The sequence below is a fragment of the Nocardia salmonicida genome (assembly GCF_036142455.1).
Taxonomy (GTDB): domain Bacteria; phylum Actinomycetota; class Actinomycetes; order Mycobacteriales; family Mycobacteriaceae; genus Nocardia; species Nocardia salmonicida.
The window spans coordinates 4,180,202-4,204,355 of record NZ_CP108014.1 but is presented as its reverse complement, the minus strand read 5'-3'; the positions used below and the strand labels follow the sequence as shown (position 1 = coordinate 4,204,355).

26 protein-coding genes are annotated in these 24,154 nt (G+C 67.0%); 20 read left to right on the top strand and 6 right to left on the bottom strand.

Going from position 1 to position 24,154, the window contains the following annotated elements:
* Positions 1-3 precede the first annotated feature (3 nt).
* On the top strand, positions 4-489 hold the full coding sequence (gene coaD / locus OHS03_RS19820) for a pantetheine-phosphate adenylyltransferase (RefSeq protein WP_063055873.1): 486 nt from the start codon (positions 4-6) through the stop codon (positions 487-489).
* Here the strand turns inward: coaD and OHS03_RS19815 are convergent.
* The gene (locus OHS03_RS19815; protein ID WP_328656109.1) at positions 486-1,034 is read right to left on the bottom strand and encodes a GtrA family protein; all 549 of its coding nucleotides are present in this window, start codon (positions 1,032-1,034) and stop codon (positions 486-488) included. The two genes, coaD and OHS03_RS19815, sit on opposite strands and share 4 nt — an antisense overlap.
* Positions 1,035-1,286: 252 nt before the next feature.
* On the opposite strand from OHS03_RS19815, the gene OHS03_RS19810 reads away from it, so the two are divergent.
* The 10 genes from OHS03_RS19810 to OHS03_RS19765 all read left to right on the top strand — a co-directional run bounded on the left by OHS03_RS19810 (position 1,287) and on the right by OHS03_RS19765 (position 11,478).
* Positions 1,287-2,060 carry a DivIVA domain-containing protein gene (locus OHS03_RS19810; protein ID WP_062986915.1) on the top strand — a complete coding sequence of 258 codons (774 nt, stop codon included), beginning with the start codon at positions 1,287-1,289 and terminating at the stop codon, positions 2,058-2,060.
* Positions 2,061-2,147: 87 nt separating this feature from the next.
* Entirely contained in the window at positions 2,148-2,753 is a 606-nt protein-coding gene (locus OHS03_RS19805; RefSeq protein ID WP_328656107.1) for a YceD family protein, read from the top strand.
* Positions 2,754-2,833: 80 nt separating this feature from the next.
* Positions 2,834-3,016, top strand: a complete 183-nt coding sequence (rpmF, locus tag OHS03_RS19800) for a 50S ribosomal protein L32 (RefSeq protein WP_040708879.1) — start codon at positions 2,834-2,836, stop codon at positions 3,014-3,016.
* 24 nt (positions 3,017-3,040) lie between these two features.
* The gene (rnc, locus tag OHS03_RS19795) at positions 3,041-3,772 is read left to right on the top strand and encodes a ribonuclease III (RefSeq protein ID WP_062986917.1); all 732 of its coding nucleotides are present in this window, start codon (positions 3,041-3,043) and stop codon (positions 3,770-3,772) included.
* Positions 3,773-3,775: 3 nt separating this feature from the next.
* Positions 3,776-4,636, top strand: coding sequence for a bifunctional DNA-formamidopyrimidine glycosylase/DNA-(apurinic or apyrimidinic site) lyase (mutM, locus tag OHS03_RS19790; protein WP_328656105.1), 861 nt, complete (start codon positions 3,776-3,778; stop codon positions 4,634-4,636).
* Positions 4,637-4,700: 64 nt separating this feature from the next.
* The gene (locus tag OHS03_RS19785) at positions 4,701-5,282 is read left to right on the top strand and encodes a dihydrofolate reductase family protein (protein ID WP_056811908.1); all 582 of its coding nucleotides are present in this window, start codon (positions 4,701-4,703) and stop codon (positions 5,280-5,282) included.
* A gap of 5 nt (positions 5,283-5,287) precedes the next feature.
* Complete coding sequence (locus OHS03_RS19780) at positions 5,288-6,325, top strand: PHP domain-containing protein (protein WP_328656103.1); 1,038 nt, start codon at positions 5,288-5,290, stop codon at positions 6,323-6,325.
* Between the two features lie 92 nt (positions 6,326-6,417).
* A complete protein-coding gene (locus OHS03_RS19775) occupies positions 6,418-7,881 on the top strand; it encodes a PstS family phosphate ABC transporter substrate-binding protein (RefSeq protein WP_328656101.1) in 1,464 nt (487 codons plus the stop codon).
* Between the two features lie 286 nt (positions 7,882-8,167).
* Positions 8,168-9,337: a glycosyltransferase family 4 protein gene (locus OHS03_RS19770; protein WP_328664322.1), complete on the top strand. Its 1,170-nt coding sequence runs from the start codon at positions 8,168-8,170 to the stop codon at positions 9,335-9,337.
* Positions 9,334-11,478, top strand: a complete 2,145-nt coding sequence (locus OHS03_RS19765; RefSeq protein WP_056811896.1) for an amylo-alpha-1,6-glucosidase — start codon at positions 9,334-9,336, stop codon at positions 11,476-11,478. The genes OHS03_RS19770 and OHS03_RS19765 overlap by 4 nt, the downstream gene beginning before the upstream one ends.
* Before the next feature lie 54 nt (positions 11,479-11,532).
* Here OHS03_RS19765 and OHS03_RS19760 read toward each other — a convergent pair whose 3' ends face one another.
* From OHS03_RS19760 to OHS03_RS19740, 5 genes are read right to left on the bottom strand one after another with little or no spacing between them, the layout of a single operon-like run.
* On the bottom strand, positions 11,533-12,402 hold the full coding sequence (locus OHS03_RS19760) for a potassium-transporting ATPase subunit C (protein ID WP_328656099.1): 870 nt from the start codon (positions 12,400-12,402) through the stop codon (positions 11,533-11,535).
* Between the two features lies 1 nt (position 12,403).
* The gene (gene kdpB, locus OHS03_RS19755; protein ID WP_328656097.1) at positions 12,404-14,539 is read right to left on the bottom strand and encodes a potassium-transporting ATPase subunit KdpB; all 2,136 of its coding nucleotides are present in this window, start codon (positions 14,537-14,539) and stop codon (positions 12,404-12,406) included.
* A 1-nt stretch (position 14,540) separates the two neighbouring features.
* Positions 14,541-16,211 carry a potassium-transporting ATPase subunit KdpA gene (kdpA, locus tag OHS03_RS19750; protein ID WP_328656095.1) on the bottom strand — a complete coding sequence of 557 codons (1,671 nt, stop codon included), beginning with the start codon at positions 16,209-16,211 and terminating at the stop codon, positions 14,541-14,543.
* Complete coding sequence (locus OHS03_RS19745) at positions 16,212-16,298, bottom strand: potassium-transporting ATPase subunit F (protein ID WP_218719288.1); 87 nt, start codon at positions 16,296-16,298, stop codon at positions 16,212-16,214.
* Positions 16,295-16,378, bottom strand: coding sequence for a potassium-transporting ATPase (locus OHS03_RS19740; RefSeq protein ID WP_067449012.1), 84 nt, complete (start codon positions 16,376-16,378; stop codon positions 16,295-16,297). The genes OHS03_RS19745 and OHS03_RS19740 overlap by 4 nt, the downstream gene beginning before the upstream one ends.
* 281 nt (positions 16,379-16,659) lie before the next feature.
* On the opposite strand from OHS03_RS19740, the gene OHS03_RS19735 reads away from it, so the two are divergent.
* The 9 genes from OHS03_RS19735 to OHS03_RS19695 all read left to right on the top strand — a co-directional run bounded on the left by OHS03_RS19735 (position 16,660) and on the right by OHS03_RS19695 (position 24,007).
* On the top strand, positions 16,660-16,824 hold the full coding sequence (locus OHS03_RS19735) for a hypothetical protein (RefSeq protein WP_157125321.1): 165 nt from the start codon (positions 16,660-16,662) through the stop codon (positions 16,822-16,824).
* On the top strand, positions 16,821-19,343 hold the full coding sequence (locus OHS03_RS19730; protein ID WP_328656093.1) for a sensor histidine kinase: 2,523 nt from the start codon (positions 16,821-16,823) through the stop codon (positions 19,341-19,343). The genes OHS03_RS19735 and OHS03_RS19730 overlap by 4 nt, the downstream gene beginning before the upstream one ends.
* Before the next feature lie 130 nt (positions 19,344-19,473).
* A complete protein-coding gene (locus OHS03_RS19725) occupies positions 19,474-20,145 on the top strand; it encodes a response regulator (RefSeq protein ID WP_328664320.1) in 672 nt (223 codons plus the stop codon).
* Between the two features lie 90 nt (positions 20,146-20,235).
* Positions 20,236-20,679, top strand: coding sequence for an OsmC family protein (locus OHS03_RS19720; RefSeq protein ID WP_328656091.1), 444 nt, complete (start codon positions 20,236-20,238; stop codon positions 20,677-20,679).
* Positions 20,676-21,011, top strand: coding sequence for an acylphosphatase (locus OHS03_RS19715; protein ID WP_328656089.1), 336 nt, complete (start codon positions 20,676-20,678; stop codon positions 21,009-21,011). Before OHS03_RS19720 ends, OHS03_RS19715 begins: the two co-directional genes overlap by 4 nt.
* Positions 21,012-21,042: 31 nt before the next feature.
* Positions 21,043-21,786: a hypothetical protein gene (locus OHS03_RS19710; protein ID WP_062986926.1), complete on the top strand. Its 744-nt coding sequence runs from the start codon at positions 21,043-21,045 to the stop codon at positions 21,784-21,786.
* Positions 21,787-22,950, top strand: a complete 1,164-nt coding sequence (locus OHS03_RS19705) for a glutathionylspermidine synthase family protein (RefSeq protein WP_328656087.1) — start codon at positions 21,787-21,789, stop codon at positions 22,948-22,950.
* A gap of 37 nt (positions 22,951-22,987) precedes the next feature.
* A complete protein-coding gene (locus OHS03_RS19700) occupies positions 22,988-23,443 on the top strand; it encodes a DUF350 domain-containing protein (protein ID WP_062986928.1) in 456 nt (151 codons plus the stop codon).
* 87 nt (positions 23,444-23,530) lie between these two features.
* Positions 23,531-24,007: a DUF1707 SHOCT-like domain-containing protein gene (locus OHS03_RS19695; protein WP_328656085.1), complete on the top strand. Its 477-nt coding sequence runs from the start codon at positions 23,531-23,533 to the stop codon at positions 24,005-24,007.
* Positions 24,008-24,154 lie beyond the last annotated feature (147 nt).

Below are 24,154 nucleotides of genomic sequence, written 5' to 3'. Positions count from 1 at the left end.
GGTATGGCTGCAGCACTGTGCCCCGGCTCCTTCGACCCGGTCACCAATGGTCACCTCGACGTGTTCGCCCGCGCGGCCGCACAGTTCGACGAAGTGATCGTCACGGTGAACGTGAATCCCAAGAAACAGGGCATGTTCACCGTCGAAGAGCGCATGGAACTCCTGCGTGAATCGGTCGCCCACCTGCCGAACGTGCGCGTCGCGTCCTGGCAGGGGCTGACGGTCGATTTCGCCAAGCAGGAAGGCATCAGTGCGATCGTCAAGGGTCTGCGCGACGCGGGCGACTTCGGCTACGAACTCCAGATGGCCCAGATGAACCACAAGCTGGCAGGCGTCGACACCTTCTTCATCGCCACCAACCCGTCACTGAGCTTCCTGTCCAGCTCGCTGGTGAAAGAAGTGGCGGCCTACGGCGGCGACGTCAGTGACATGCTCCCGCCTGCGGTGCACAAGCGCCTGCTGGACCGCTTGGCCGAACGCCGGGGCTAGCCGGCAGTCGCGGGGAGACGGAAGAGCCCTCGCAAGGCCAGGAATCGCAGCCCGCCGACGGCGGCGGTGATGGCCAGGACCGTCAGTGCTTGGGTGATGTCACCCAGGCTGGGCGCCCAGAAATCCAACCCGGCCAAGCTCGCGGTCGTGATCGCGAGGCCGATCAACGCGATCCCGCCGCCTTCCCACTGCGCGGTGAACCAGGTGACCCGGTCCGTGGCGTGGAACGTGAGCTGGCGGTGGAATTCATTGGCGATGATCGTGCTGACCACCGATCCGGCCACATTGGCGACCAGCGGGCCGATGCTGTGCATCGCGAAGAACAGCAGGACGTAAGCGATATTGCTCGATCCGCCGACGAGGGCGAATCGGAAGAGCTGGGGCAGCGCCCGGTCGCCGCGCAGATAGGTGAGCGCGCCCTCGAACTGCGGGCGCAGCGCGGGTGCGACTTCACTCGGCGTCACCACGGGGAACGGGCCGGTCCAGGGAGTGAACATGCCCGCGACGTGCGACACCGGACTCCTAGGAGTTTCCAGGAGGGTCATGTTCGACTCCGATCCCACATGAACAGACGTCGAGGAGTACAACAGCGAAGAGGTTGCGGTGCTTCCCGGCGGACGGCGTTGTCGTGCTCACTGATGGTAGCCGAAGTGGAGGGCTGCACTCCACTTGATATCTGTGCGATCTTGGACACTGTCGCGACACACCGCGTCGACATTCGGCACAGCCGCCCTCGGCAGGCACACTGGGCGTCGGCGGTAGTGGTTTCGCCGTGAGTCCGCAGGAGGGTAGTGAGCATGTATCGCGTATTCGAAGCACTCGACGAACTGGTCGCCATCGTCGAAGAGGCGCGCGGCATCCCGCCGACCCGCAGCTGCATCGTGCCGCGCGGTGACGTCCTCGAACTTCTCGACGATGTTCGCGACGCGCTGCCCGGTGAACTCGACGACGCCCAGGACGTGCTCGATCACCGCGACAAGATCGTCGGTGACGCCCGCAGCGGCGCCGAGACGACGGTCACCACGGCCAACGAGCAGGCGCGCGTCACCATCGACTCCGCGAGGGCCGAGGCCGATCGCATCCTCGCCGACGCCAAGGACCACGCCGACCGCATGGTCGCCGAGGCCACCGCCCACGCCGACCGCCTGGTGACTTCGGCCCAGGCCGAGGCCGATCAGGTCGTGGCCGACGGCAACGCCGAATACGACGAACTCACCGGCCGCGCCCAGATCGACGCCGACCGGGCCATCGAATCGGGCAAGGCCTCCTACGAGCGCTCGGTCGCCGACGGCAAGGCCGAACAGGCTCGCCTGGTCGCGCAGACCGAGGTGGTGCGGGTGGCGCACGCCGAATCCGCCCGCCTGATCGACGAGGCGCAGGCCGAGTCCGACCGGGTGCGCACCGAATGCGACGACTATGTCGACGAGCAGATGGCCGATTTCGGCAACAGGCTCGCCGCCATGGAAGAGACGCTCAACACCACCCGGCGCTCGATCACTCGTGGTCGTCAGCAGATGCGCGGCGGACCGGCCGCCGAATACCCCGAATACGCTGCTGAGCACCGCCGCTGAGCCGAGTGCGCGTTTTGAATTCCGGCGGGGTCCTGCCGTACTGTGGAGTGGTTGCCCATTATCCCCTCGACGGTAAGTGAGTCAGTGATGTCCGCCGGTTCCGGTTCGTCCGCGCGTCCACGCAAGACCAATGGTCCTGTGTCGGAGGCGGGTTTCGTGCTGGACGTCCGCAATCTCGGCCGTCGGCCGGGAACCATGCGGGAGCTGCATCGCACGGTCACCGACCACGAGCGGCTGGGTCTCGACCTGATCGCCATCCCGGCCGACGCCGAGGTGGAACTCGACCTGCAACTGCAGGCCGTCTCGGAGGGCGTGCTGGTCACCGGCACGGCATCCGGACCGACGGCCGGGGAGTGCTCGCGCTGCCTCGAACCGTTCGACGACCAGGTGGAGATTCGTCTGACGGAGTTGTTCGCCTATCCGGACAGCACCACCGAGCAGACGACCGAGGATGCCGAGGTCTACCGCATGGAAGACGACCTCGTCGACCTCGAACCGGTGATTCTCGATGCCATCGGGCTGGAGCTTCCGCTGCAGCCGCTGTGCTCGCCGGACTGCGCGGGCCTGTGCCCCGAGTGCGGTGTGCGGATGGCGATTGCGGGTCCTGATCATGGGCATGAGATACTGGACCCTCGCTGGGCGAAGTTGGCGAATTTCGCCACTGAAGAGCCCGGTGCCGGCGACCCCGCCTGAGGGTTCCACCACCAAGACCAAACCGCTGCCGCGGCATCTGATGCCGGTGTAGTCAGCGAAAACCAAGAGGAGAAGTAGCCGTGGCTGTTCCCAAGCGTCGGATGTCGCGTTCCAACACCCGGTCGCGGCGCAGCCAGTGGAAGGCCACCGCGCCGACCCTGGTCACCTGCCCGAACCGCGCGTGTGGTGAGAAGACCCTCCCGCACATCGCGTGCCCGTCCTGCGGCACCTACAAGGGCCGCCAGGTCACCTCTGCAGTCTGATCGTTGTAGATCATTCCTAGCAACGTGACAGCCAGTAAAGACAATGTAGGCGCGGCGGATCACGCCAGCCTTCTCACCGCCCTCGGTGTCGACGTACGACCGGAGCTTCTGCGCCTAGCGCTGACGCACCGGTCGTACGCGTACGAGAACGGCGGTTTGCCGACCAACGAGCGCCTGGAGTTCCTCGGCGACTCGGTACTCGGCCTCAGCATCACCGAGCGCCTGTATACCGAGCATCCGGAGAAGTCCGAGGGTGAACTCGCGAAACTGCGCGCCAGCGTGGTGAACATGCACGCGCTCGCCGAGGTGGCGCGTGGCCTCGGCGACGGCGGACTCGGCCAGTATCTGCTGCTCGGTAAGGGCGAAGAGCTCACCGGCGGCCGTGACAAGCCGAGCATCCTCGCCGACGGCATGGAGTCGCTGCTCGGTGCGGTGCACCTCGAGCACGGCATCGAAACCGCGCGTGGTGTGGTGCTGCGGCTGTTCGCCGACCTGCTCGAGCGTGGCCCCCGTATGGGCGCCGGCCTCGACTGGAAGACCAGCCTGCAGGAGCTCACCGCCGAACGCGGTCTCGGCGTGCCCGCCTACGAGATCACCTCCACCGGACCCGACCACAACAAGGAGTTCACCGCCACCACGGTGATCGCCGGTCATGCGTACGGTTCGGGCATCGGCCGTTCCAAGAAGGAAGCCGAGCAGAAGGCAGCCGGTACGGCCTACAAGGCTCTGACCGACGTATCCACGACCGAAGCCTGATCCGTGCCCGAATTGCCCGAGGTCGAGGTCGTTCGGCGCGGACTCGCCGATCATGCGGTCGGCCGGGCGATCGAGACGGTCACCGTCACCCACCCGCGTGCCGTGCGCAGGCACGTCGCGGGTGGTGCTGATCTGGCGGCACGGCTCACCGGACTGCGGATCGACTCCGCGCAGCGGCGCGGGAAATATCTCTGGCTCACCTTCGACGAGCCCGATACCGCGCTGGTCGTGCATCTGGGCATGAGCGGTCAGATGCTCGTGCAACCCGCCGACGCGCCCGTCGAAAAACACGCGCACATCCGGGCCGTGCTCGGTGACGGCGCCGAATTGCGATTCGTCGACCAGCGCACCTTCGGTGGTTGGGCGCTGGCCGACCTCGTCGAGGTGAACGGGACCGTGGTGCCCGATTCCGTGGCCCACATCGCGCGCGATCCACTCGACCCACTCTTCGACCGCGAAGCTGTGGTCGCGGCCATCCGCGCCAAGAACACCGAGATCAAACGCGTGCTGCTCGATCAGACGGTGATCTCGGGCATCGGCAACATCTACGCCGACGAGGCGCTGTGGCGGGCCGGTCTGCACGGCACCCGCGTCGCCGCCGATCTCACCCGCCCGGTCCTGCGCACCCTGCTCGACGGGGTCGCCGCGGTCATGACCGAGGCGCTGGCCGTCGGCGGCACCTCCTTCGACGCCCTGTATGTGAATGTGAACGGCGAGTCCGGCTATTTTTCTCGGTCGCTGGCCGCCTACGGACGCGAGGACGAACCGTGCGATCGGTGCGCGACGCTGCTGGTTCGGGAACAATTCATGAATCGGTCGTCGTTTTCCTGTCCCAAGTGTCAACGGAAGCCGCGCCGCCGCTGATCCGGGCACGCTAACGTTTCTCCTGACAGGTCGTGACAGACCGGGTCCGTGCAGGGAGGACGTTATGCGCAAGCTGACCTATTTCGTGGCATCGACAATCGACGGCTTCATCGCCGCCGAGGACGGAACGCTGGACTTCTTTCCGGTAGGCGGTGACCACGGTCCCGCCATCATCTCGCAGTATCCGGAAACCCTGCCGACCAAGGTGCGCGAGGCGCGCGGGATCGCGGCGGGCAACATCTACTTCGACACCGTGATCATGGGCCGCAAGACCCACGATTTCGGCGTCCGCACCGGCACCGCGAGCCCGTATGAGCACCTGCGCCAATATGTGGTGTCCACGACGCTGCCCGAAGCGCCGGCGCCGGGCGTGGAACTGATCGCCGAGGACCCGACCGCCGCGGTGCGCGAACTCAAACGTGAGGACGGACTGGGAATCTGGCTCTGCGGTGGCGGTGAACTGGCGCAGACGCTGCTGCCCGAGATCGACCAGGTGTTCCTGAAGCTGCACCCGGTGGTGCTCGGCACCGGAAGGCCGCTGTTCGGCGGCGGGGCGAAACTGCCCGCGCCGGAGCGGTTCCGGGTGATCACCAGTCGGGTGTACGCCGATGGGGTCGCGTTCCTCAAGTACGGCCGGATCAAGTAGTCGCGATGACATCGGCGGCGAGTCCGGGTCCGGTGGCGGCGCTGCGTGAGGTCGGGTTCTGGCTCGAACGCAGTCGTGCCGAAACACACCGGGTGAAGGCCTACCGCCGCGCCGCCGATGTCGTCGCCGGACTCGCCGACGCCGAGTTCGCCACTCGCGCGAGCGAACACAGCTGGCGCGAGCTCGCCGGAATCGGGCCGAAGACGGCGGCCATCATCGAACAAGCCTGTGCCGGTGAGGTTCCCGACTATCTGGCCGAGCTCCGCAAGGAGGCGAAGCCGATCGCACCGGCGGGCGAGGAGTTGCGCGCCGCGCTCCGTGGGGATCTGCACACCCACTCGGACTGGTCCGATGGTGGAAGTCCGATCGCGGAGATGATGGGTGTCGCGGCCGCGCTCGGCCACGAATACTGTGCGCTGACAGACCATTCGCCCCGACTCAAGGTCGCCAACGGCCTGTCCGCCGACCGGCTCCTGCGCCAACTCGACGTGATCGCCGAACTCAACGAGCAGATGGCGCCGTTTCGCATCCTCACCGGCATCGAGGTCGACATCCTCGACGACGGCACCCTCGACCAGCGGGCCGATCTCCTCGAACGCCTGGATGTCGTTGTCGCCAGCGTGCATTGGCACCTGCGCGACGACAGCGACACCATGACCGAGCGCATGGTCTACGCGGTCGCGAACCCCAACGTCGATATCCTCGGCCACTGCACCGGCCGCCTCGTGGAAGGGGCCAGAGGCACCCGGCCCGAGTCGTCGTTCGACGCCGAACTCGTCTTCGAAGCCTGTCGCCGCTACGGCACCGCCGTCGAAATCAACAGCCGCCCCGAACGCCGTGATCCACCTGGGCGTTTGATCGAACTGGCCGTCGAGATGGACTGCCTGTTCAGCATCGACACCGACGCCCACGCACCGGGCCAACTGGCTTGGCAGGGTTACGGATGTGAGCGGGCACTGGCCCACGGGGTCACCGCCGAGAAGGTGATCGACACCTGGCCGGTCGAGGAGCTGCTGGCCTGGTGCGGTGGGTCCGCCGGGTGAAGTCTTGTCCAACAACTGATTCGAGCCACTGACTCGTCGCCCTCGCCTGGTATAAATCAACTCGCGATACGGGGCGGTGAGCGGGGGGACTGGTGAGCGAAATTCCGATCGACATCGTGCTGTCGGTGATCGGCATCGCGGTGGCGGTAGCGGCCTTCCTACGGGAGTTCGTCTTCGTCGGACGCAAGCATCTGGGCTATCGCGTGCAGATGAACACGCCGGTGAGCCGGATTCCGCTGATGGTGCCCAACGGGTCGGACATGACGATGGTGCTGATCCGGATCGAAAACGACGGCGGCACAGTCATCGATGACGACGACTACCGACCGGCCGATCGCCCGAGCTTGATCTTCCCGGGGCACAGCGTGCAGGCGACCGAGGTGACCGAACGGGTCACCAGGTCCGGCGAGCGCCGGGCGCACGATCACTTCAGCAGCGAGCTGCGCGCCATCGAGACCAGCACCACTGCCCAGGGGCAGGGCCGGATCGTGCTACCGAAAGAGATCCTGCAGCGCGGCGAGCACTACAAGGTGCTGGCCTTGCTGCAGGCACAGGGTGCTGACCCGATCACCGACGACCGCGAGATCGTGGTCCACGGTGGCAACCTCAAGGGCGGCAGCATCCACATGACCACCACGCGGTCTCGGCGTGAGCCGCTGCTGTTGGGTTTCAGCCTGTTCCTGGCCGTCGTGTTCGTCATCCAGCTGATCTACGCTGTCGTGCAACCGGATCCGCCGCCGAAGGACTGTGCCGGTGGTCGACTCACCATTGTCGGGTCCACCGCCATGGCGCCGATGATCCGTCGGGCCGCGCAGAGCTATGAGAAGACCTGCACCGAAGCGAGTTTCGCCTTCGACTTCACCGGCACCGATCCCGGCCTTCGCACGCTGGCTCGCGCCGGACAGACCCCGGACATGCTCGCCATCGGTGACGGCTTCAAGGGCAACACCTTCGAGGGGTTGGTCGGTCGCCCGCTGGCAGTCGGCTCGTTTTCGATGGTGCTGCACCCCGGCGTCGGACTGAGAGACCTCACGACCCAGCAGATCCGCGACCTGTATCGCGGAAATGTGAAGAACTGGAGCCAACTCGGCGGCCCCGACCTCCCGGTGGTGCTCATCGACCGGACGGCGGGCTCGGGGACGCGGCGTGCGCTGGAGTCGCGTCTGCTCGAGGACAACCGCAAGGTGTTCCGCTACACCAGCTGTTTCGGCATGGCGGCAGGTGGCGAACAGTGCGAGGTCGACCTCACCGAAGAAGTGGCAACGTTTGTTGCCAAAATCCCTGGAGCGGTGGGATACCTGGAGACCTCGGCGGTCACCACGGAGATCGGGGCCACGTCGATCGACGGGGTGAGCGCTTCGCCGGACGCGGTGCGTGCGGGTCGCTACCCGTTCAGCGGAGTCGAGTACGCCTACACCCACGGCCCGGTCGCCGGTGATTCGCTGGTTGCCCAGTTCATCGACTATCTGACCCACGGTAAGGCCAGGCTCACCATGATCGAGTTCGGAAATATTCCGTGTGTAGATCCCGTAGAGCCCGCCGTCTGTACGTCGTAGACCGTATCTGACCGCGTAATCTCCTGTCAGGCTGTAGGAATCGAGACCGAACATTTCCAGCAACACGCTGGTTTACTCTGCGGTAGCGGGGTACGTTCCTTGACGGCCCCTCTGTTCAGGCGGGCACCCGAAACGGTGCGCATTGCGTCTGGCCAGGCCAACCATGCCCCATGGACGGCGGTGAAGCTCTCGTCTCCACCTCCGCCGAGGCGGCCATCTCTTGTTCGCGCAAGTGTTGCGAGGTTGCGTCCCTGGAAGGAAGGTCATGAGTACAGACACGTCGGCAATGTCGCCGGTCGGTTTGTCCGCGTCCGATCTCTATTCGATCGATCACCACGGTGGTCCACTGCGGATCGCGATGGTTGTCCCACCCTATTTCGATGTCCCACCCAAGGCCTACGGCGGCGTCGAGGCCGTAGTCGCCGATCTGGTCGACTCACTGTGTGAGCGCGGCCATCACGTCACACTGTTCGGTGCGGGTATAGATGGTACCCAAGCGAACTTCGTTCCGCTGTGGGACCGGATTCAGCCTGAACGTTTGGGCGATCCGTTCCCGGAAATCGTGCACGCGCTGCGGGTGCGCCGCGCCATCGAGCGGCTGGCCGATACCGAAGGCATCGACCTGGTCCACGACCACACTTTCGCGGGCCCGCTGAACGCGCCCGCCTACGCCAATCTCGGGTTGCCGACGGTGGTCACCGTGCACGGCCCGGTGCAGGACGACTGCTACCGCTATTACAAGGAACTGGGCCAGGAGTGTTCGCTCGTCGCGATCAGCGACCGCCAGCGCGCGCTGGCGCCCGATCTGCCGTGGGCAGGACGGGTGCACAACGCGCTGCGGCCCGATCAGTGGCCGTTCGAGACCGAGAAGCAGGACTACGCGCTGTTCCTCGGCCGTTTCAGCGACGACAAGGGTCCGCATCTGGCGCTCGACGCCGCCCACGCCGTCGGCATGCCGCTGATCTTGGCGGGTAAATGCAGTGAGTCGCCCGAAAAGGCCTACTTCGAGGAGTTCGTGCGCCCGCGGATGACCGACCAGGATCAGATGTTCGGTCTCGCCGACGCGGCCGCCAAGCGTAAACTCCTGTCCGGAGCAAAGTGTCTGCTGTTCCCCATTCGATGGGAGGAGCCGTTCGGCATGGTGATGATCGAGGCGATGATCTGCGGAACGCCGGTGGTCGCGTTGCGCGGCGGTGCGGTGAGCGAAGTGGTGGTCGACGGGGTGACGGGGCGGATCTGTGACGATCCCTCCGAACTGCCCGCCGCCATCGCCGAAGTCCAGACCTACGATCCGGCCCTGTGCCGGAAGCACGTGGTCGACAACTTCAGCGCCGACACCCTCGGTCGCGGCTACGAACAGGTGTACCGGGAACTGCTCGCCCGCACCACGATCGGTTACGACACCGCGTATGCGATGCCGTTGCCCATCGGGGTGGCGGCCAACGGTCGCGCATGAGCACGGACAGCGCCTCGGCGCCGAGCCCCTTCAACGCGGGGGAACCCGCGGGGCTCGGTGGCGGTGGCGGCAACATCACCCTTGTCGAAGGCGGCACGTTCTGCCTGTCCGACCGACTCGGCGATATCGAGCCGGGTAAGCCGCAGGGCCTGTTCTTTCGTGACGCCAGGGTGATTTCGCGCTGGGAGCTGATGATCGACGGGAAACGGCCCGAGGCGCTGTCGGTGCTGAGCCCGGAGGCCTTCGCGGCACGGTTCGTGCTGCGCAGGCCTCCGCAGCAGGGGCGGGCCGACAGCACCCTGCTCGTGGTGCGTGATCGGCTCGTCGCCGAGGGCATGCACGAGCTGATCACGCTGGAGAACATGAGCCGCGAGGCGACGGCGGTGGTTCTGGAGCTGCACGTCGACGCCGATTTCGTCGATCTGTTCGCGGTGAAGGAAGGCCGCACGCACGGACGCCGCGCGGAGATGACGACCACCGACGGTGAACTGCTGCTCCACGACCGTGCCGATCTGTCGCGTGGGCTCGCGCTCACCTCGACGATCGAGCCGATGGTGTTGCCCGGCACCATGATCTGGCGGGTGGTGGTCCCTGCGGGCGGGCGCTGGCAGACCGAGATCACCGCGCAACCGGCGGGCGCCGCGCAGCGCCCGCAGACCAGCGGCACGCCGGGCGAGCGCTACCGGGCGAGCGAGCCGGTGCGCAAGATCCAGGCGTGGCGGGCCACCGCCACCGATATCTCCGCCGATTCGGGTCTGCTCAACCAGATCCTGCGCCGCAGTGAAAGCGATCTGGGCGCGTTGCAGATCCACACCGATTCGGGCACCAACCGGCCCTTCGTGGCGGCGGGCGCGCCGTGGTTCATGACGCTGTTCGGCCGCGACTCGCTGCTCACAGCATGGATGTCGTTGCCGCTGGAAACCGATCTGGCACTGGGTACTTTGCAGCAGCTGGCCGAGTTGCAGGGCCAAACGATCGACCCGCTCGTGGAGGAGGAGCCGGGCCGGATCATGCACGAGATGCGGCGCGGCCCCTCGGTGGGTCAGGTGCTCGGCGGGCAGATCTATTACGGGACTGTCGACGCCACACCGCTGTTCGTGATGCTGCTCGCCGAATGTCTACGGTGGGGCGCGGATCCGGGATCGATCGCCACTCTGCTGCCCGCGGCCGACGCCGCGATCAGCTGGATCACCGATTTCGGCGACCGCGACGACGACGGTTTCGTCGAGTACGTGCGGGCCACCGACCGCGGCCTGATCAATCAGGGCTGGAAGGACAGCTTCGACGGAATCAACGATGCCGCAGGACATATCGCCGAAGCGCCGATCGCCTTGGCCGAGGTGCAGGGGTATGTGTACGCGGCGTTCCTGGCCCGCGCGGAATTGGCCGACCAATTCGACGACCCCGATCTGGCCGTGCGGATGCGGGAGCGGGCCGACGAGTTGCGCACCAAGTTCGCCGAACAGTTCTGGCTACCCCATTACGGCTGGTACGCGGTGGCCTTGGATGGCCGCAAGCGTCAGGTCGACGCGCTGACCAGCAACGCGGCGCACTGTCTGTGGTCGGGCATCGCGACCGACGAACACGCCGAGATCCTGATCCGGAATCTGGCTCGGGCAGAGATGGATTCGGGATTCGGCCTGCGGACCTTGGCTTCGGATATGGGTGCCTACAACCCGATGAGTTACCACAGCGGGTCGATCTGGCCGCATGACACCGCGATCGCTGTCGCCGGGTTGATGCGATACCAGCATGTGCCGGGCGCGGTGGAACTGGCCACGAAGCTGTCGGGTGGGCTGCTCGATGCCGCCGCCGCGTTCGACGGTCGACTGCCCGAGTTGTTCTGTGGTTTCCCTCGGTCGAGATTCGCGGCACCCGTGCCGTATCCGACCTCGTGTTCGCCGCAGGCGTGGGCGAGTGCGGCGCCGTTGCTGCTGGTTCGATCGTTCCTCGGGCTCGATCCCGATGTGCCGGCCAAGACGTTGACGTTGCGGCCGCAGGTGCCCCCGGCCTGGGGGTGCGTGCGGATGTCGGAGTTCCGGCTGGGCGAGGGGGTGACGGTGGATCTCGAAGTGTGTGGGTCCGCGGTGACCGTGACCGGTCTGCCGGATGGTTGGGCATTGGTGACAGACGAGGACTAGCGCGACAAGCGAATCGGGGCCGGATCTGTCCAGATCCGGCCCCGATCGCTGTGTTCAGCCCCGGAACGGGTAGCGGGCGTCGAGATCGAGGTTGAGTTCGACGACGTTCACCCGCGGCTCGCCGAGGAATCCGAGCGTGCGCCCATCGGTGTGCGCGTCGAGCAGTTCGCGCACCTGGGTGGTGGTGATGCCGCGTGCCTTCGCCACCCGCTCGACCTGGATGGCCGCGTACGCGGGGGAGATGTGCGGGTCGAGTCCGCTGCCGCTCGCGGTGACCGCGTCGGCGGGGACCGCGGCCTCGGCCGGTGCGTCACCGAGGATCGGGATGATCCGGCCGACGGAGTAGTCCTCGCCCTCCTTCGCGCACTCGACGGCGACACCGCGGAACGTGGGTAGGAACGGCTGCGCGGGGCAGAGTTCGTTGACGCTGACCACCTGCAACGGCCGAGACACATCGCCGTCGGCATCGCGCGGACCGATCACCGAGAGCACCGCACCCACACCGTCTTTCGTGCAGAACTGTCGGGCGCCGTCGACCCCCTCACGGTCGCCGACCTCCTTCGAGCGCGCGCACACGGTGGTGAGCAGACTGGTGCGGTCGGCGGTGTCGACGATGTCCTCCGGGCCGAGATTGCTCGCGCCGGTGGACAGTGGGTCGTAGCCGTCGCCTGCGGCCGAGGGACGGCTCTGGAAATACTGCGTCATCGCGTTGCCCTCGGCATCGGTGAAGGACTGTCCGATCAGGCTGGAGCCCACCAGTTTTCCGTCCCGCTCGAGGAGCGAGCCTTCGGCGTTCTCGTTGAGCCCCGGCAGTTGGCCGATCGCGAAAACGGCGACGGGATAGACGATTCCGGTGATCACGGTCAGCACGAGCAGGGCGCGCAACGCGGCCAGGTGCTGCCGGATCCAGGTCGACATGCGCATTTCAGGCCATCCCGGGGAGAAGTTGGACGAGGAGGTCGATGAGCTTGATCCCGACGAACGGCGCGATGATGCCGCCGAGACCGTAGATCGTCAGGTTGCGGCTCAGCAGCGCCGAGGCATTGCTCGCCCGATAGTTCACACCGCGCAGCGCCAGCGGGATGAGCGCCACGATGACGATCGCGTTGAAGATGACCGCGGACAGGATCGCCGACTGTGGGCTGGCCAGGCGCATGATGTTGAGTGCGTCCAGGCCGGGGAACAGCGCCACGAACAGCGCGGGAATGATCGCGAAGTACTTGGCGATGTCGTTGGCGATGGAGAAGGTGGTGAGTGCGCCACGGGTGATCAGCAACTGCTTGCCTATCTCCACGATCTCGATCAACTTGGTCGGGTCGGAGTCCAGATCGACCATGTTGCCCGCCTCTTTGGCGGCCGAGGTACCGGTGTTCATGGCCACGCCCACGTCGGCCTGGGCGAGAGCGGGGGCGTCGTTGGTGCCGTCGCCGGTCATCGCGACCAGGCGTCCGCCGTCCTGTTCGGACTTGATCAGGGCGAGTTTGTCCTCCGGCGTGGCTTCGGCGAGGAAGTCGTCCACGCCCGCCTCCTCGGCGATCGCCTTGGCGGTCAACGGGTTGTCGCCGGTGATCATCACGGTGCGGATGCCCATGCGGCGCATCTCGTCGAAGCGTTCCCGCATGCCTTGTTTGACCACGTCTTTGAGGTGGATCACCCCGAGCAGTCGTGGTGTGCCGTCGCGGAGTTCACCGACCATCAGCGGGGTGCCGCCGGAGGCGGAGACGCCGTCGACGATCGCGGCCGCCTCGCTCGGAATCGAACCACCCTGGGCGCGAACCCATTCGGTGACAGCGCCGGCCGCGCCCTTGCGCAGCTGGTGCCCATCGGCGAGGTCGACACCGGACATGCGGGTCTGCGCCGTGAACTCCACCCAGGAAGCGCCCGGTAGTTCGCCCGCACTGCGTTCGCGCTTGTTGAACACCTCCTTGGCGAACACGACGATCGAGCGGCCCTCCGGTGTTTCGTCGGCGAGACTCGACAGCTGTGCCGCGTCGGCCAGCTCGTCGTCGAGAATGCCGGGCACCGGGATGAATTCGGCGGCTTGCCGGTTGCCGAGGGTGATGGTGCCGGTCTTGTCGAGCAGCAGGGTGTTCACATCGCCCGCCGCTTCGACCGCGCGACCGGACATGGCCAGCACATTGCGCTGCACGAGTCGGTCCATCCCGGCGATGCCGATGGCCGAGAGCAGCGCGCCGATGGTGGTCGGGATGAGGCAGACCAGCAACGAGACCATCACGATGCCGGTGATGCCGTGCGCGTCCAGCGCCGAAGTATCCGGCACACCGGGGTTGTTCGACTTGGCGAAGATCGCCAGTGGTTGCAGGGTCGCCACCGCGAACACGAAGATGATCGTGAGCGCCGCCAGCAGGATGTTGAGCGCGATCTCGTTGGGTGTCTTCTGCCTGCTCGCACCCTCGACGAGCGCGATCATCTTGTCGATGAAGCTGGCGCCCGGCTCCTGGGTGATCTCGACGACGATCCGGTCCGAGAGCACCGTGGTGCCGCCGGTGACCGCGCAGCGGTCGCCGCCGGACTCGCGGATCACCGGCGCGGACTCGCCGGTGATGGCCGATTCGTCCACGGACGCGATGCCTTCGACGACGTCACCGTCGCCGGGGACGACCTGACCGGCCTCCACGACCACGAAGTCGCCGCGCCGCAGTTCCGTTGCGGCGACGCGCTCTTCGATGATCCGTCCGCCGGGGGTCCAGTCCGCCAGACGACGAGCGACGGTGTCGGTCTTGGCTTTGCGTAGCGTGTCGGCCTGGGCTTTGCCGCGCCCTTCGGCGACGGCCTCGGCCAGATTGGCGAATACGACGGTGAGCCACAGCCAGACGACGATGGCCCAGGCGAAGAAGGTCGGGTCGCCGATCGCCAGGATCGTCGACCACACCGCGCCGATCTCCACGATCAGCATGACCGGGTTCTTCCACAGGGTGCGTGGGTCGAGCTTGCGGACCGCGTCGGGAAGTGAGGTGAGCAGCAGTTTCGGGTCGAGGACGCCCTGGCGCACGCCCTTGGTCCGCGGCGTGACCGTGGATCGAATGGTGGGAGTTGTCATGTCAGTGAAGTCCTTCGGCGAGCGGCCCGAGCGCGAGAGCGGGCAGGAAGGTGAGCGCGACCAGGATCACCGTCACGCCGACGACCATGCCGACGAACTGCGGCCGGTGCGTCGGCAGCGTGCCGATCGACGCGGGAGTGGTGCCCTGGCTTGCCAGTGATCCGGCCAGCGCCAGCACGAAGATGATCGGCAGGAACCGCCCGAACACCATCGCCAGCCCGAGCGCGGTGTTGAACCACTCGGTGTTGCCGGTGAGACCGGCGAAGGCCGAACCGTTGTTGTTGGCCGCGGAGGTGAAGGCGTACAGCACTTCCGAGAGTCCGTGCGGGCCGCTGTTGAGCATGCTCGCCCGTTGGCCGGGCAGTGCCATCGCGACGGACGTGCCGATCAGCACGATCAGCGGGCTCACCAGGAAATAGGATGCGGCCAGCTTGATCTCGCGCGGGGTGATCTTCTTGCCGAGGTACTCGGGCGTGCGACCGACCATCAGGCCGGCCACGAACACCGTGATCACCGCGAGGATGAGCATGCCGTAGAGGCCGGAGCCAACGCCGCCGGGCGCCACCTCGCCCAGCTGCATGTTGAACATCGTCATCATGCCGCCGAGGCTGGTGTAGGAATCGTGGAACGAGTTCACCGCACCGGTCGAGGTGAGGGTGGTCGCACCGGCGAAGGTGGCCGAATCGGCCACGCCGAAACGGGTTTCCACGCCTTCCATCGACGCGCCGATCGCGGTCGGCACCGTGCCGTGGGCTCGCAGCTGGAAGAAGTTGGTCAGCATGATGCTGGTCAGGGCGATCGTTCCCATCACCGCCACGATCGCGTAGCCCTGCTTGGTGCTGCCGACCATCCGCCCGAACGTGCGCGGCAACGAGAACGCGATCACCAGGAGCAGGAAGATCTCCAGGAAGTTCGTCCATGTGCTCGCGTTCTCGAACGGGTGCGCGGAGTTGGCGTTGTAGAAGCCGCCACCGTTGGTGCCCAGCTCCTTGATGACCTCCTGGCTCGCGACCGGACCACCGGTCAGGGTCTGCTGCGCGCCGCCGACGGTCTGCGCGACCTGATCGTGCAGGTGGAAGTTCTGGATGACCCCACCGGCGACCAGCACGATCGCGAAGACGAACGCGATCGGCAGCAGGATGCGCAGGGTGCCGCGCACCAGGTCGACCCAGAAGTTGCCGAGCTCACCGGTGTGGCGGCGGGCGAAACCGCGCACCAGGGCCACCGCCACCGCCATGCCGACGGCCGCCGAGACGAAGTTCTGCACCGCCAGACCGGCCATCTGCACCAGGTGCCCCTGGGTGGACTCGCCGGAGTAGTTCTGCCAGTTGGTGTTGGTGACGAAGCTGACCGCGGTGTTCCACGCCAGCGCCGGGGTCATCTCGGTGCCGGGATCGTTGAGATGCAGCGGCAACGCGCCCTGGACCAGCTGGAAGAAGAACAGGAACAGGATGCCGACGGCCGAGAACGCCAGCACACTGCGGGCGTAGATCGGCCAGGTCTGCTCGACCTCGGGTTTCGCGCCGATGGCACGGTAGATCAGCCGCTCGACGCGAGAGTGCTTGTCGCCGTTGTAGACCCGGAACATGTAGTCGCCGAGCGGTACGTGCACCAGGGCCAGCGTGATCACCAGGGCCGCCACGAAGGCGATCCCCGCGGTTGTCGTGTTCACCTAGAACCTCTCGGGGAAGAGCAACGCCGCGACCATGTACACGGCGACGAGAACGGCCAGGACCAGACCGACAAGGTTCGCGATCACAGCTTCTCCACCCCCCGCTGGATCAAGCCCAGCAGCGCGAAGATCGCCACGGTGAGCACCGTGAACACCACGACAGACATTTCCAACCTCCTTGTGCTCCGAGGTGGAGCAACTCAGTGAGTGAAACGCCGGATGGCGGCTCGGCGTGGTTTCCTTACGACTCCTTAGCGCCCGGCGGCCCGGCCTTTGCGGAATGTTGACGCGCGGGCGACCAGCTGATGTGAGGATGTCGTCAAGGCCGGGCCGATAGCCGTCAACACACCGTAAAGATCGAGATCAACCCGCATATCGCGCGGTAGAAATTGGTGCACCGGGAGGCGAAGGGCGCCCGGGTCCCTTGTTCATGGAAAGTGAGATCGCGGTGTCTGTTGTGACCCTTGCGGTGATCTTCGGTTTCGTCGGGTCGCTGCTGCTGATCCGCGTACTCGGTCGGTTGAACGCCTCGCACGCGCCGATGATGACGGTCGGCGTCCTGCCGGTGCGCCGTCCGGCTCCGGCTCGTCGGCACGCGATGATGGACAGGTGAAACGCGGACAGCTGCGCATCTACCTCGGTGCCGCGCCGGGCGTGGGCAAGACCTACGCCATGCTCGGCGAGGCGCATCGGCGCCTGGAACGCGGCCGGGATGTGGTCGCGGCCGTCGTGGAGACGCACGGGCGCAAGAAGACCGCCGAACTCCTGGACGGCATCGAGCGGATTCCGCTGAAGACGATCTCCTATCGAGGGACCGAGCTGCCCGAACTCGATGTCGACGCGGTGCTCACGCGCAAGCCCACGGTGGTGCTGGTCGACGAACTGGCGCACACGAACGCACCGGGCAGCGTGCACGAGAAGCGCTGGCAGGACGTGGAGCAAATCCTGGCCGCGGGTATCGACGTGATCTCCACGGTGAACGTGCAGCACCTCGAGAGCCTCAACGATGTGGTCGCCCAGATCACCGGTATCGAGCAGCGCGAGACCGTGCCCGATGCGGTTGTGCGCGGCGCCGATCAGGTGGAACTGGTCGATCTGACACCGGAAGCGTTGCGGCGCAGGCTTTCCCACGGCAATGTCTACGCCGCCGACAAGGTCGACGCGGCGCTGCGCAACTACTTCCGGCCCGGCAATCTCACCGCGCTGCGTGAACTCGCGCTGCTGTGGCTGGCCGACCAGGTGGACGCGGCGCTGGCCCGGTACCGGGCCGACCACAAGATCACCGAGCTGTGGGAGGCGCGCGAACGCGTCGTCGTCGCGGTCACCGGTGGTCCCGAGTCGGAGACGGTGGTGCGCCGGGCCGGGCGGATCGCGTCCAAGTCCAGTGCCGATCTGGTCGTGCTCCACGTGGTGCGTGGTGACGGGCTGGTCGGGATATCGACCGAGCGGATGACCAAGCTGCGCGATCTCGCCGCAGGTCTCGGCGCCTCGCTGCACACGGTGACCGGCGACGACGTGCCGTCCGCGCTGCTCGACTTCGCGCGCGAGGTCAACGCCACCCAGTTGGTGCTCGGCACCTCGCGACGCTCGCGCTGGGCGCGGATGCTCGACGAGGGCATCGGCTCGACGGTGGTGCAGCGCTCGGGCAAGATCGATGTGCACATGGTGACCCACGAGGAGGCCAATCGCGGGGTGCGCAGGCACTGGCTGCGTCCCGGGCGGCCGGTGAGCGCGTGGCTTGCGGCCGTGGTCGTGCCGGTCCTGGTGAGCGTGATCTGCGGGGTGTTCCTCGATGGGTGGTTGCAGCTGGGCGGGCTCAGCGCGATGTTCTTCGTCGGGGTGGTCGCGGTCGCGCTGTTCGGCGGTGTCGTCCCCGCCGGTTTGTCGGCGTTGCTGTCGGGGTTGCTGCTGAACTGGTACTTCACCGACCCGCGCTTCAGCTTCACCATCGCCGAGCCGGACAACTTCGTCACCGTGGTGGTGCTGCTGATCGTCGCGGTGGCCGTGGCGGCGCTGGTCGACGTCGCGGCCAAGCGAACAGTGCAGGCGCGCAAGGCATCTCGGGAAGCGGAGCTGCTGACGATGTTCGCCGGATCCGTGCTGCACGGCGCCGACCTGCCCAACCTGCTCGAGCAGGTTCGCGAAACCTATGGCCAGCGCGCGGTGAGCGTGCAGTGCGGGGACCAGATCGTCGCCGCGGTCGGCGCCGAGCCGCCGACGCGACCGTCCGAAGCCGAGACCGTCATCGAAGCGGGCGACGCGCAGAGCCATTTGCTGCTGGCCGGGCGGGCGATCGACTCCACGGATCGACCGGTGCTCAACGCCGTCGCCAACCAGGCGGTCGGGCTGGTGCGTCAGGCTCGGCTGGCGGAGGAAGCCAGTGCGGCGGCGGCGCTCTTGGAAGCCGACCGGCTGCGCCGCGCGCTGCTGTCGGCGGTCAGCCACGACCTGCGCACGCCGTTGGCGGGGGCGAAAGCGGCCGTGTCCAGCCTGCGCAGCGACGACATCGAATTCTCGGCCGAGGACACCGGTGAACTGCTGGAAGCGATCGAGGAGTCCGTCGACCAGTTGACCGCGCTGGTGGGCAATCTGCTCGACTCCTCGCGGCTGGCGGTCGGCGTCGTGACGCCGCAGTTGCGGCAGGTGTACATGGACGAGGCGGCGCATCGCGCGCTGGTGAGCGTCGGCATGGGCACCCGTGGGCTGCGCCGGGCGGCGATGGAGCGGGTGAAGGTCGAGGTCGGTGAGGTTTCCGTGCTGGCCGACAGCGGCCTGCTCGAACGCGTACTGGCCAACCTGATCGACAACGCCCTGCGGCATTCGGGCCGCGAGTCGCCGGTGCGGGTCACGGCCGAACACGACGGCGACCGAGTGTCGATCGCCGTCGTCGACATCGGCCCCGGCGTCCCGTCGGGCACCGAGGAGCAACTGTTCGAACCCTTCCAACGCCTCGGCGACCGCGACAACACCACCGGCGTCGGCCTCGGCCTCTCGGTCGTGCGTGGTTTCGTGGAGGCGATGGGCGGCACCGTCCACGCCGAGCCGACCCCGGGCGGCGGCCTGACCATGCTCGTCGACCTGCCATCGGGAACACCCGCGGTGGACCCCCCAGTCGACGCCCGAGGAAAGTGAGCACATGGGTAACCCACCGGGGACCGGCGCACCTGCCGGCGCCCACGACCGCCGGTCGCCGACGTCGCATGACGACGCGAGTGAGACCGGCTCGCCGACGCGGGGAGGCGGGCAGGCTCCGCCGATCAAAGTGCTGGTGGTCGATGACGAGCCGCAAATCGTGCGTGCTCTGCGGATCAATCTGTCGGTGCGCGGGTACGAGGTGATCACCGCGGGCAACGGGGCCGCCGCCTTGCGGGCCGCCGCCGAGAAGCATCCCGACGTCGTCATTCTCGATCTGGGCCTGCCGGACCTGGACGGGATCGAGGTGCTGGCAGGGCTGCGCGGGTGGACCTCCGCGCCGGTGATCGTGCTGTCGGCGCGGACGGATTCGGCCGACAAGGTGGAGGCGCTCGACGCCGGCGCCGACGACTATGTCACCAAGCCGTTCGGGATGGACGAACTGCTGGCTCGGCTGCGGGCCGCGGTTCGGCGTGGGGCCAGCGCGACCGACGCTGTCGACCCGGTGGTGGTCACCGACTCGTTCACCGTCGACCTCGTCGCCAAGAAGGTCACCAAGCGGGGTGCGCCGGTGCACCTGACGCCCACCGAGTGGGGCATGCTCGAGATGCTGGTGCGCAATCGCGGAAAGCTGGTGGGGCGCAAGGAATTACTGCGTGAGGTGTGGGGGCCGGCCTATGCGACCGAGACCCACTACCTGCGCGTCTACCTCGCGCAGTTGCGGCGCAAACTCGAGGACGATCCGGCCAACCCGCGCCATCTGCTGACGGAGGCTGGGATGGGATACCGCTTCCAGGAATGAGCGTGCGCCCGGTCACGTGCCCGGAATGCCGGGAGTGGCATGGACGTTCCCAGGCGTGGATCGTCCTCGAGCGAATGGCAGGATCTAGGCATGGCTGAGCAGACCGCACCCGTGAACAACGCCCCCACCGAACTGTGGGTCGAGCGCACCGGAACCCGTGCCTACACCGGGCGCAGCAACCGTGGCGCGGAGGTCTTGATCGCCTCCCAGGGTGTCCCCGGTGCCTTCACGCCCGGTGAGCTGCTCAAGATCGCGCTGGCCGGGTGCACCGGGCTCAGCTCGGACCTGCCGTTGTCGCGTCGCCTCGGCGACGAGTTCGACGCCACCATCCGCGTCTCGGGCGATGCCGACCGTGAGAACGAGCTCTACCCGCAGCTCGACGAGGTCCTCGAACTGGATCTGTCCGAACTCGACGAGGCCGCCCGCGAACGACTACTGGTCACCGTGCAGCGTGCCGTCGACAAGGTGTGCACCGTCGGCCGCACCCTCAAAGCGGGCACGAAGGTGACGTTGACCTTCGACATCGACGCATGAGCGGGGAGCCGGTTCGGCTGAGTGCGTGGGTGCACGGGTACGTGCAGGGCGTGGGTTTTCGGTGGTGGACTCGGTCGCGCGCACTGGAACTCGGGCTGGTCGGCTACGCGCGCAACCATCGCGACGGTCGCGTCCACGTTGTCGCCGAAGGACCACGAACGGCGGGCGAGAAATTGCTGGAACTGCTACGGTCCGGCGAAGCGCCCGATAGCTCTCGAGCCGTCGGGCACGCGACACATGGTCTGTCCGGGCGTGCTCCTGGGCGGGTAGACCTGGTTGTGGAAAGCTGGGAGCCCGCGCGGGGCGACATGACCGGATTCGAGGAGCGCTAGTGGTGACTTCGGGGGCTAGGGGGCGGCAGCGGTGAGCACACAGAACCCCGGACCGCCCGATCGACCGGAACAACCCTCGAACGGCGAGCCGGGCAGGTCCCCGTGGACGCCACCCGATCCCGGCGCGGGATGGTCCGCACCGGAGGGGAGTTCGACGCCGTCCGAACCCGACGCGGGGTCGACGCCGCCCGCTTTCGGCACCGGCGGGCATCCCGTCGGCCAGCCGCAACCCGGCCGGATGGCGCGGCAGGAACCCGGCGTCACCCAGCCGCGTCCGCCGACCGTCGGCGAGGCGCGCGCCCGAGACAAGGCCCGTAGGCAAGCCGAAGAGGCCGAGCGCGCGGCGGCCGCGGCGGCGGAGGAGAAGCGGCGCAACCGCAAACGCGTGATGATCGGCGGTGTCGCCATCGTCGGCGTCGCCGCGCTCGTCGGCGGCGGCTACCTCGCCTACCGGGCGATCACCGCACCCGACCAGGTGACGGCCTCGTGCGTGCAGATCGACCAGAACGGGCAGGAAGTCGTTGTCCCCGACGAGAACTGCGGCGACGGCAAGACCAATTTCCGTAGTGAGGGCTCCGGCGGTCACGGCGCCGGGCTGCTGATTCTGGGCTGGCCGCAGTACCGCTACCACTACGGCGGCACACCGACGATCGGCAAGCCGCCGACGGGCGGCACCTCGGTGAAACCGCGCAATGCCCAGATCACGACCAAGAGCGGCACCACGGTGCAGCGCGGCGGACTCGGCAGCAAGTCGACCGGCGGGAGTGGGTCGTAGATGCGGCGCAACAAGAGCGCCCCACGCCGGGACTGGCAGCAGATCGTCGAAAAGCAGGGCCTCGTCTACGGTGCGCCGGGGCGCGACGCCAGCGGTCAGCCACGGCCGTACTGGGACGAGTCGGTGCACTACGAGTTCTCGATGGACGAGATCCTGGCGCTGGAAGCCGATGTGGAACTGCTCCAGTCGATGTGCCTGCACGCGGTCGAACACGTGGTACTCACCGAGCGTTTCGCCGATTTCGGTCTGCCGGAATGGACGTGGGCCCCGATCGCGCAATCATGGCGTCGCAGTGACCCTTACGTGTACGGCCGCTTCGATCTGCGCTACGACGCGCGTCGCCCGGCCAAGCTGCTCGAGTACAACGCCGACACTCCGACCTCGTTGCTCGAGGCCGCGATCATCCAGTGGCACTGGCTCCAGCAGGTGTATCCCGGTGGCGACCAATGGAATTCGCTGCACGAGAAGCTGGTGGAGCGCTGGACCGAACTGCGCGGCGTGCTGCCCGGTACCGAACTGCACTTCACCTGGTCGGGCGCCGACGCGACCGGCGAGGACAACGTCACCACCGCCTACATGCAGGAGACAGCGGCCGAAGCCGGGTTCGACACCGTCGCGCTGCCGATCGAGGAAGTCGGTTTCGATACCGAGCTGAACCGGTTCGTCGATCTGGCCGAGGCGCCGATCGAGGCGATCTTCAAGCTGTATCCGTGGGAGTGGATCCTCGACGACGACTTCGGTAAGCGCGTGGTCGGCAGCCTGCCCGCGACCGCGTGGATCGAACCGCTGTGGACCACGCTGCTGAGCAACAAGGCGATCCTGGCGATCCTGTGGGAGATGTATCCCGGTCACCCCAACCTGTTGCCCGCCTATCTCGACGACCCGCACGAGCTCACCGAATACATTCGCAAACCCAAGCTCGGCCGCGAGGGCGCGAACATGACCATCGTCGGCCCCGGGATGGAGACCGCGACCGGCGGCGTCTACGGCGCCGAGGGTTTCGTCTACCAATTGCTCGACCCGCTACCGGAATTCGACGGAATGCGGCCGGTGCTCGGCGCCTGGGTCGTGGGTGACACCGCGGCCGGGCTCGGCATCCGCGAGACCGCGGGCCTGATCACCGATGACGGCGCCGCGTTCGTCCCGCACCGCATCGTCGACTGAAACCACTGACCTCACAACATTGTTCGAAAGGACCACGATGACCGCCCTCGCCCTGGAATCGGGTTATTGGAGTGCGCTCGGTGAAGGCGTCGGCGCCATCATCCTGTACTGCCTGATCGGCCTCGCGCTGATGCTGATCGGCTTTTTCGCCATCGACCTGACCACGCCCGGCAAGCTGCGCGACCTGGTGGTCGCGGGCAAGCCGAACGCGATCATCGTCTCGGCGGCCGGAATGATCAGCATGGCGTTCATCGTCGTGTTCGCGGTGCTGGCCACCGGCGGCAGCGGCAAGCTGTCGGAAGGTCTGATCGCGGCGATCATCTACGGCCTGGTGGGCATCATCGCGCAGGTGATCTCGGTGCGGGTGATCGAGAAGGTCACCGGCATCGACATCGGCCGCACCTTGCACGCCGAGACCTACACCCCCGAGGTCCTCGTCGTCGCCGCCGCGCACTTCGCGCTGGGTCTCGTGGTGGCCTTCGCCATTCTCTGAGCCGGAACGATCGGTTGACATCGCACTGTGGAGGGTGGACGCTGGAAACCAGCACTCCACCGTGGATGTGACCGAGAGGACGTCGGCATGGATATCACCCCGGGTACGCGCGCGTCCGACGCCGAACGCAACGCGATCGTCGCCCAGTTGGGCACGCATCTGGCCGACGGCAGGCTCGACCTGGGCGAATACGATCTGCGGGTGGCCAAGGTCTACGCGACCGCCACGCGTGACGAACTCGCCGTCGTCCTGTCCGATCTGCCCGAGCTGACGAAACAGCAGCAAGCGGCCGCGCCGGTCGAACGCAAGCCCGGTGCGCGATTCCCGATCTGGCAACGCATCGAGGCGGGCAGCTGGCTCGGCGTCAGCGTGATCGTGCTGGTCATCTGGGGTCTGATCTCGCTCACCGCGGGCGAGCTCACCTACTTCTGGCCGATGTGGGTGATCGGCCCGTGGGGCGCGGTCCTGGTCTTCCGCGTGATCACCGGCTGGGAAGCGAGCCCTGGTACCGCAACCCATATCCGTCAGCTGCAGAAGCAGATGAAGCACATCAACCCGCACTGACCGCAAACCTGCCGCTACGTCCGCTAGGCTTTCGCGAGCACATGGGTAACTCGTCGGGAACCGGCTGCCCGAGTCACCCCCATCACCGCTGGCCGCGTGCGATGCCTGCACGCACCTAGGTCTGGCCTGAGTCGCGGAGAGGCGGAC

What these genes read in the sequence shown, in the direction of transcription:
- OHS03_RS19805 (WP_328656107.1), top strand. Translation starts at nt 2,148, where the DNA reads ATGTCCGCCGGTTCCGGTTCGTCCGCGCGTCCACGCAAGACCAATGGT.
- OHS03_RS19810 (WP_062986915.1), top strand. Translation starts at nt 1,287, where the DNA reads ATGTATCGCGTATTCGAAGCACTCGACGAACTGGTCGCCATCGTCGAA.
- OHS03_RS19765 (WP_056811896.1), top strand. Translation starts at nt 9,334, where the DNA reads ATGAGCACGGACAGCGCCTCGGCGCCGAGCCCCTTCAACGCGGGGGAA.
- OHS03_RS19700 (WP_062986928.1), top strand. Translation starts at nt 22,988, where the DNA reads ATGACCGCCCTCGCCCTGGAATCGGGTTATTGGAGTGCGCTCGGTGAA.
- OHS03_RS19705 (WP_328656087.1), top strand. Translation starts at nt 21,787, where the DNA reads ATGCGGCGCAACAAGAGCGCCCCACGCCGGGACTGGCAGCAGATCGTC.
- kdpB (WP_328656097.1), bottom strand. Translation starts at nt 14,539, where the DNA reads ATGACAACTCCCACCATTCGATCCACGGTCACGCCGCGGACCAAGGGC.
- coaD (WP_063055873.1), top strand. Translation starts at nt 4, where the DNA reads ATGGCTGCAGCACTGTGCCCCGGCTCCTTCGACCCGGTCACCAATGGT.
- OHS03_RS19785 (WP_056811908.1), top strand. Translation starts at nt 4,701, where the DNA reads ATGCGCAAGCTGACCTATTTCGTGGCATCGACAATCGACGGCTTCATC.
- OHS03_RS19815 (WP_328656109.1), bottom strand. Translation starts at nt 1,034, where the DNA reads ATGACCCTCCTGGAAACTCCTAGGAGTCCGGTGTCGCACGTCGCGGGC.
- OHS03_RS19720 (WP_328656091.1), top strand. Translation starts at nt 20,236, where the DNA reads ATGGCTGAGCAGACCGCACCCGTGAACAACGCCCCCACCGAACTGTGG.
- OHS03_RS19695 (WP_328656085.1), top strand. Translation starts at nt 23,531, where the DNA reads ATGGATATCACCCCGGGTACGCGCGCGTCCGACGCCGAACGCAACGCG.
- OHS03_RS19770 (WP_328664322.1), top strand. Translation starts at nt 8,168, where the DNA reads ATGTCGCCGGTCGGTTTGTCCGCGTCCGATCTCTATTCGATCGATCAC.
- OHS03_RS19760 (WP_328656099.1), bottom strand. Translation starts at nt 12,402, where the DNA reads ATGCGCATGTCGACCTGGATCCGGCAGCACCTGGCCGCGTTGCGCGCC.
- OHS03_RS19715 (WP_328656089.1), top strand. Translation starts at nt 20,676, where the DNA reads ATGAGCGGGGAGCCGGTTCGGCTGAGTGCGTGGGTGCACGGGTACGTG.
- OHS03_RS19740 (WP_067449012.1), bottom strand. Translation starts at nt 16,378, where the DNA reads ATGTCTGTCGTGGTGTTCACGGTGCTCACCGTGGCGATCTTCGCGCTG.
- OHS03_RS19780 (WP_328656103.1), top strand. Translation starts at nt 5,288, where the DNA reads ATGACATCGGCGGCGAGTCCGGGTCCGGTGGCGGCGCTGCGTGAGGTC.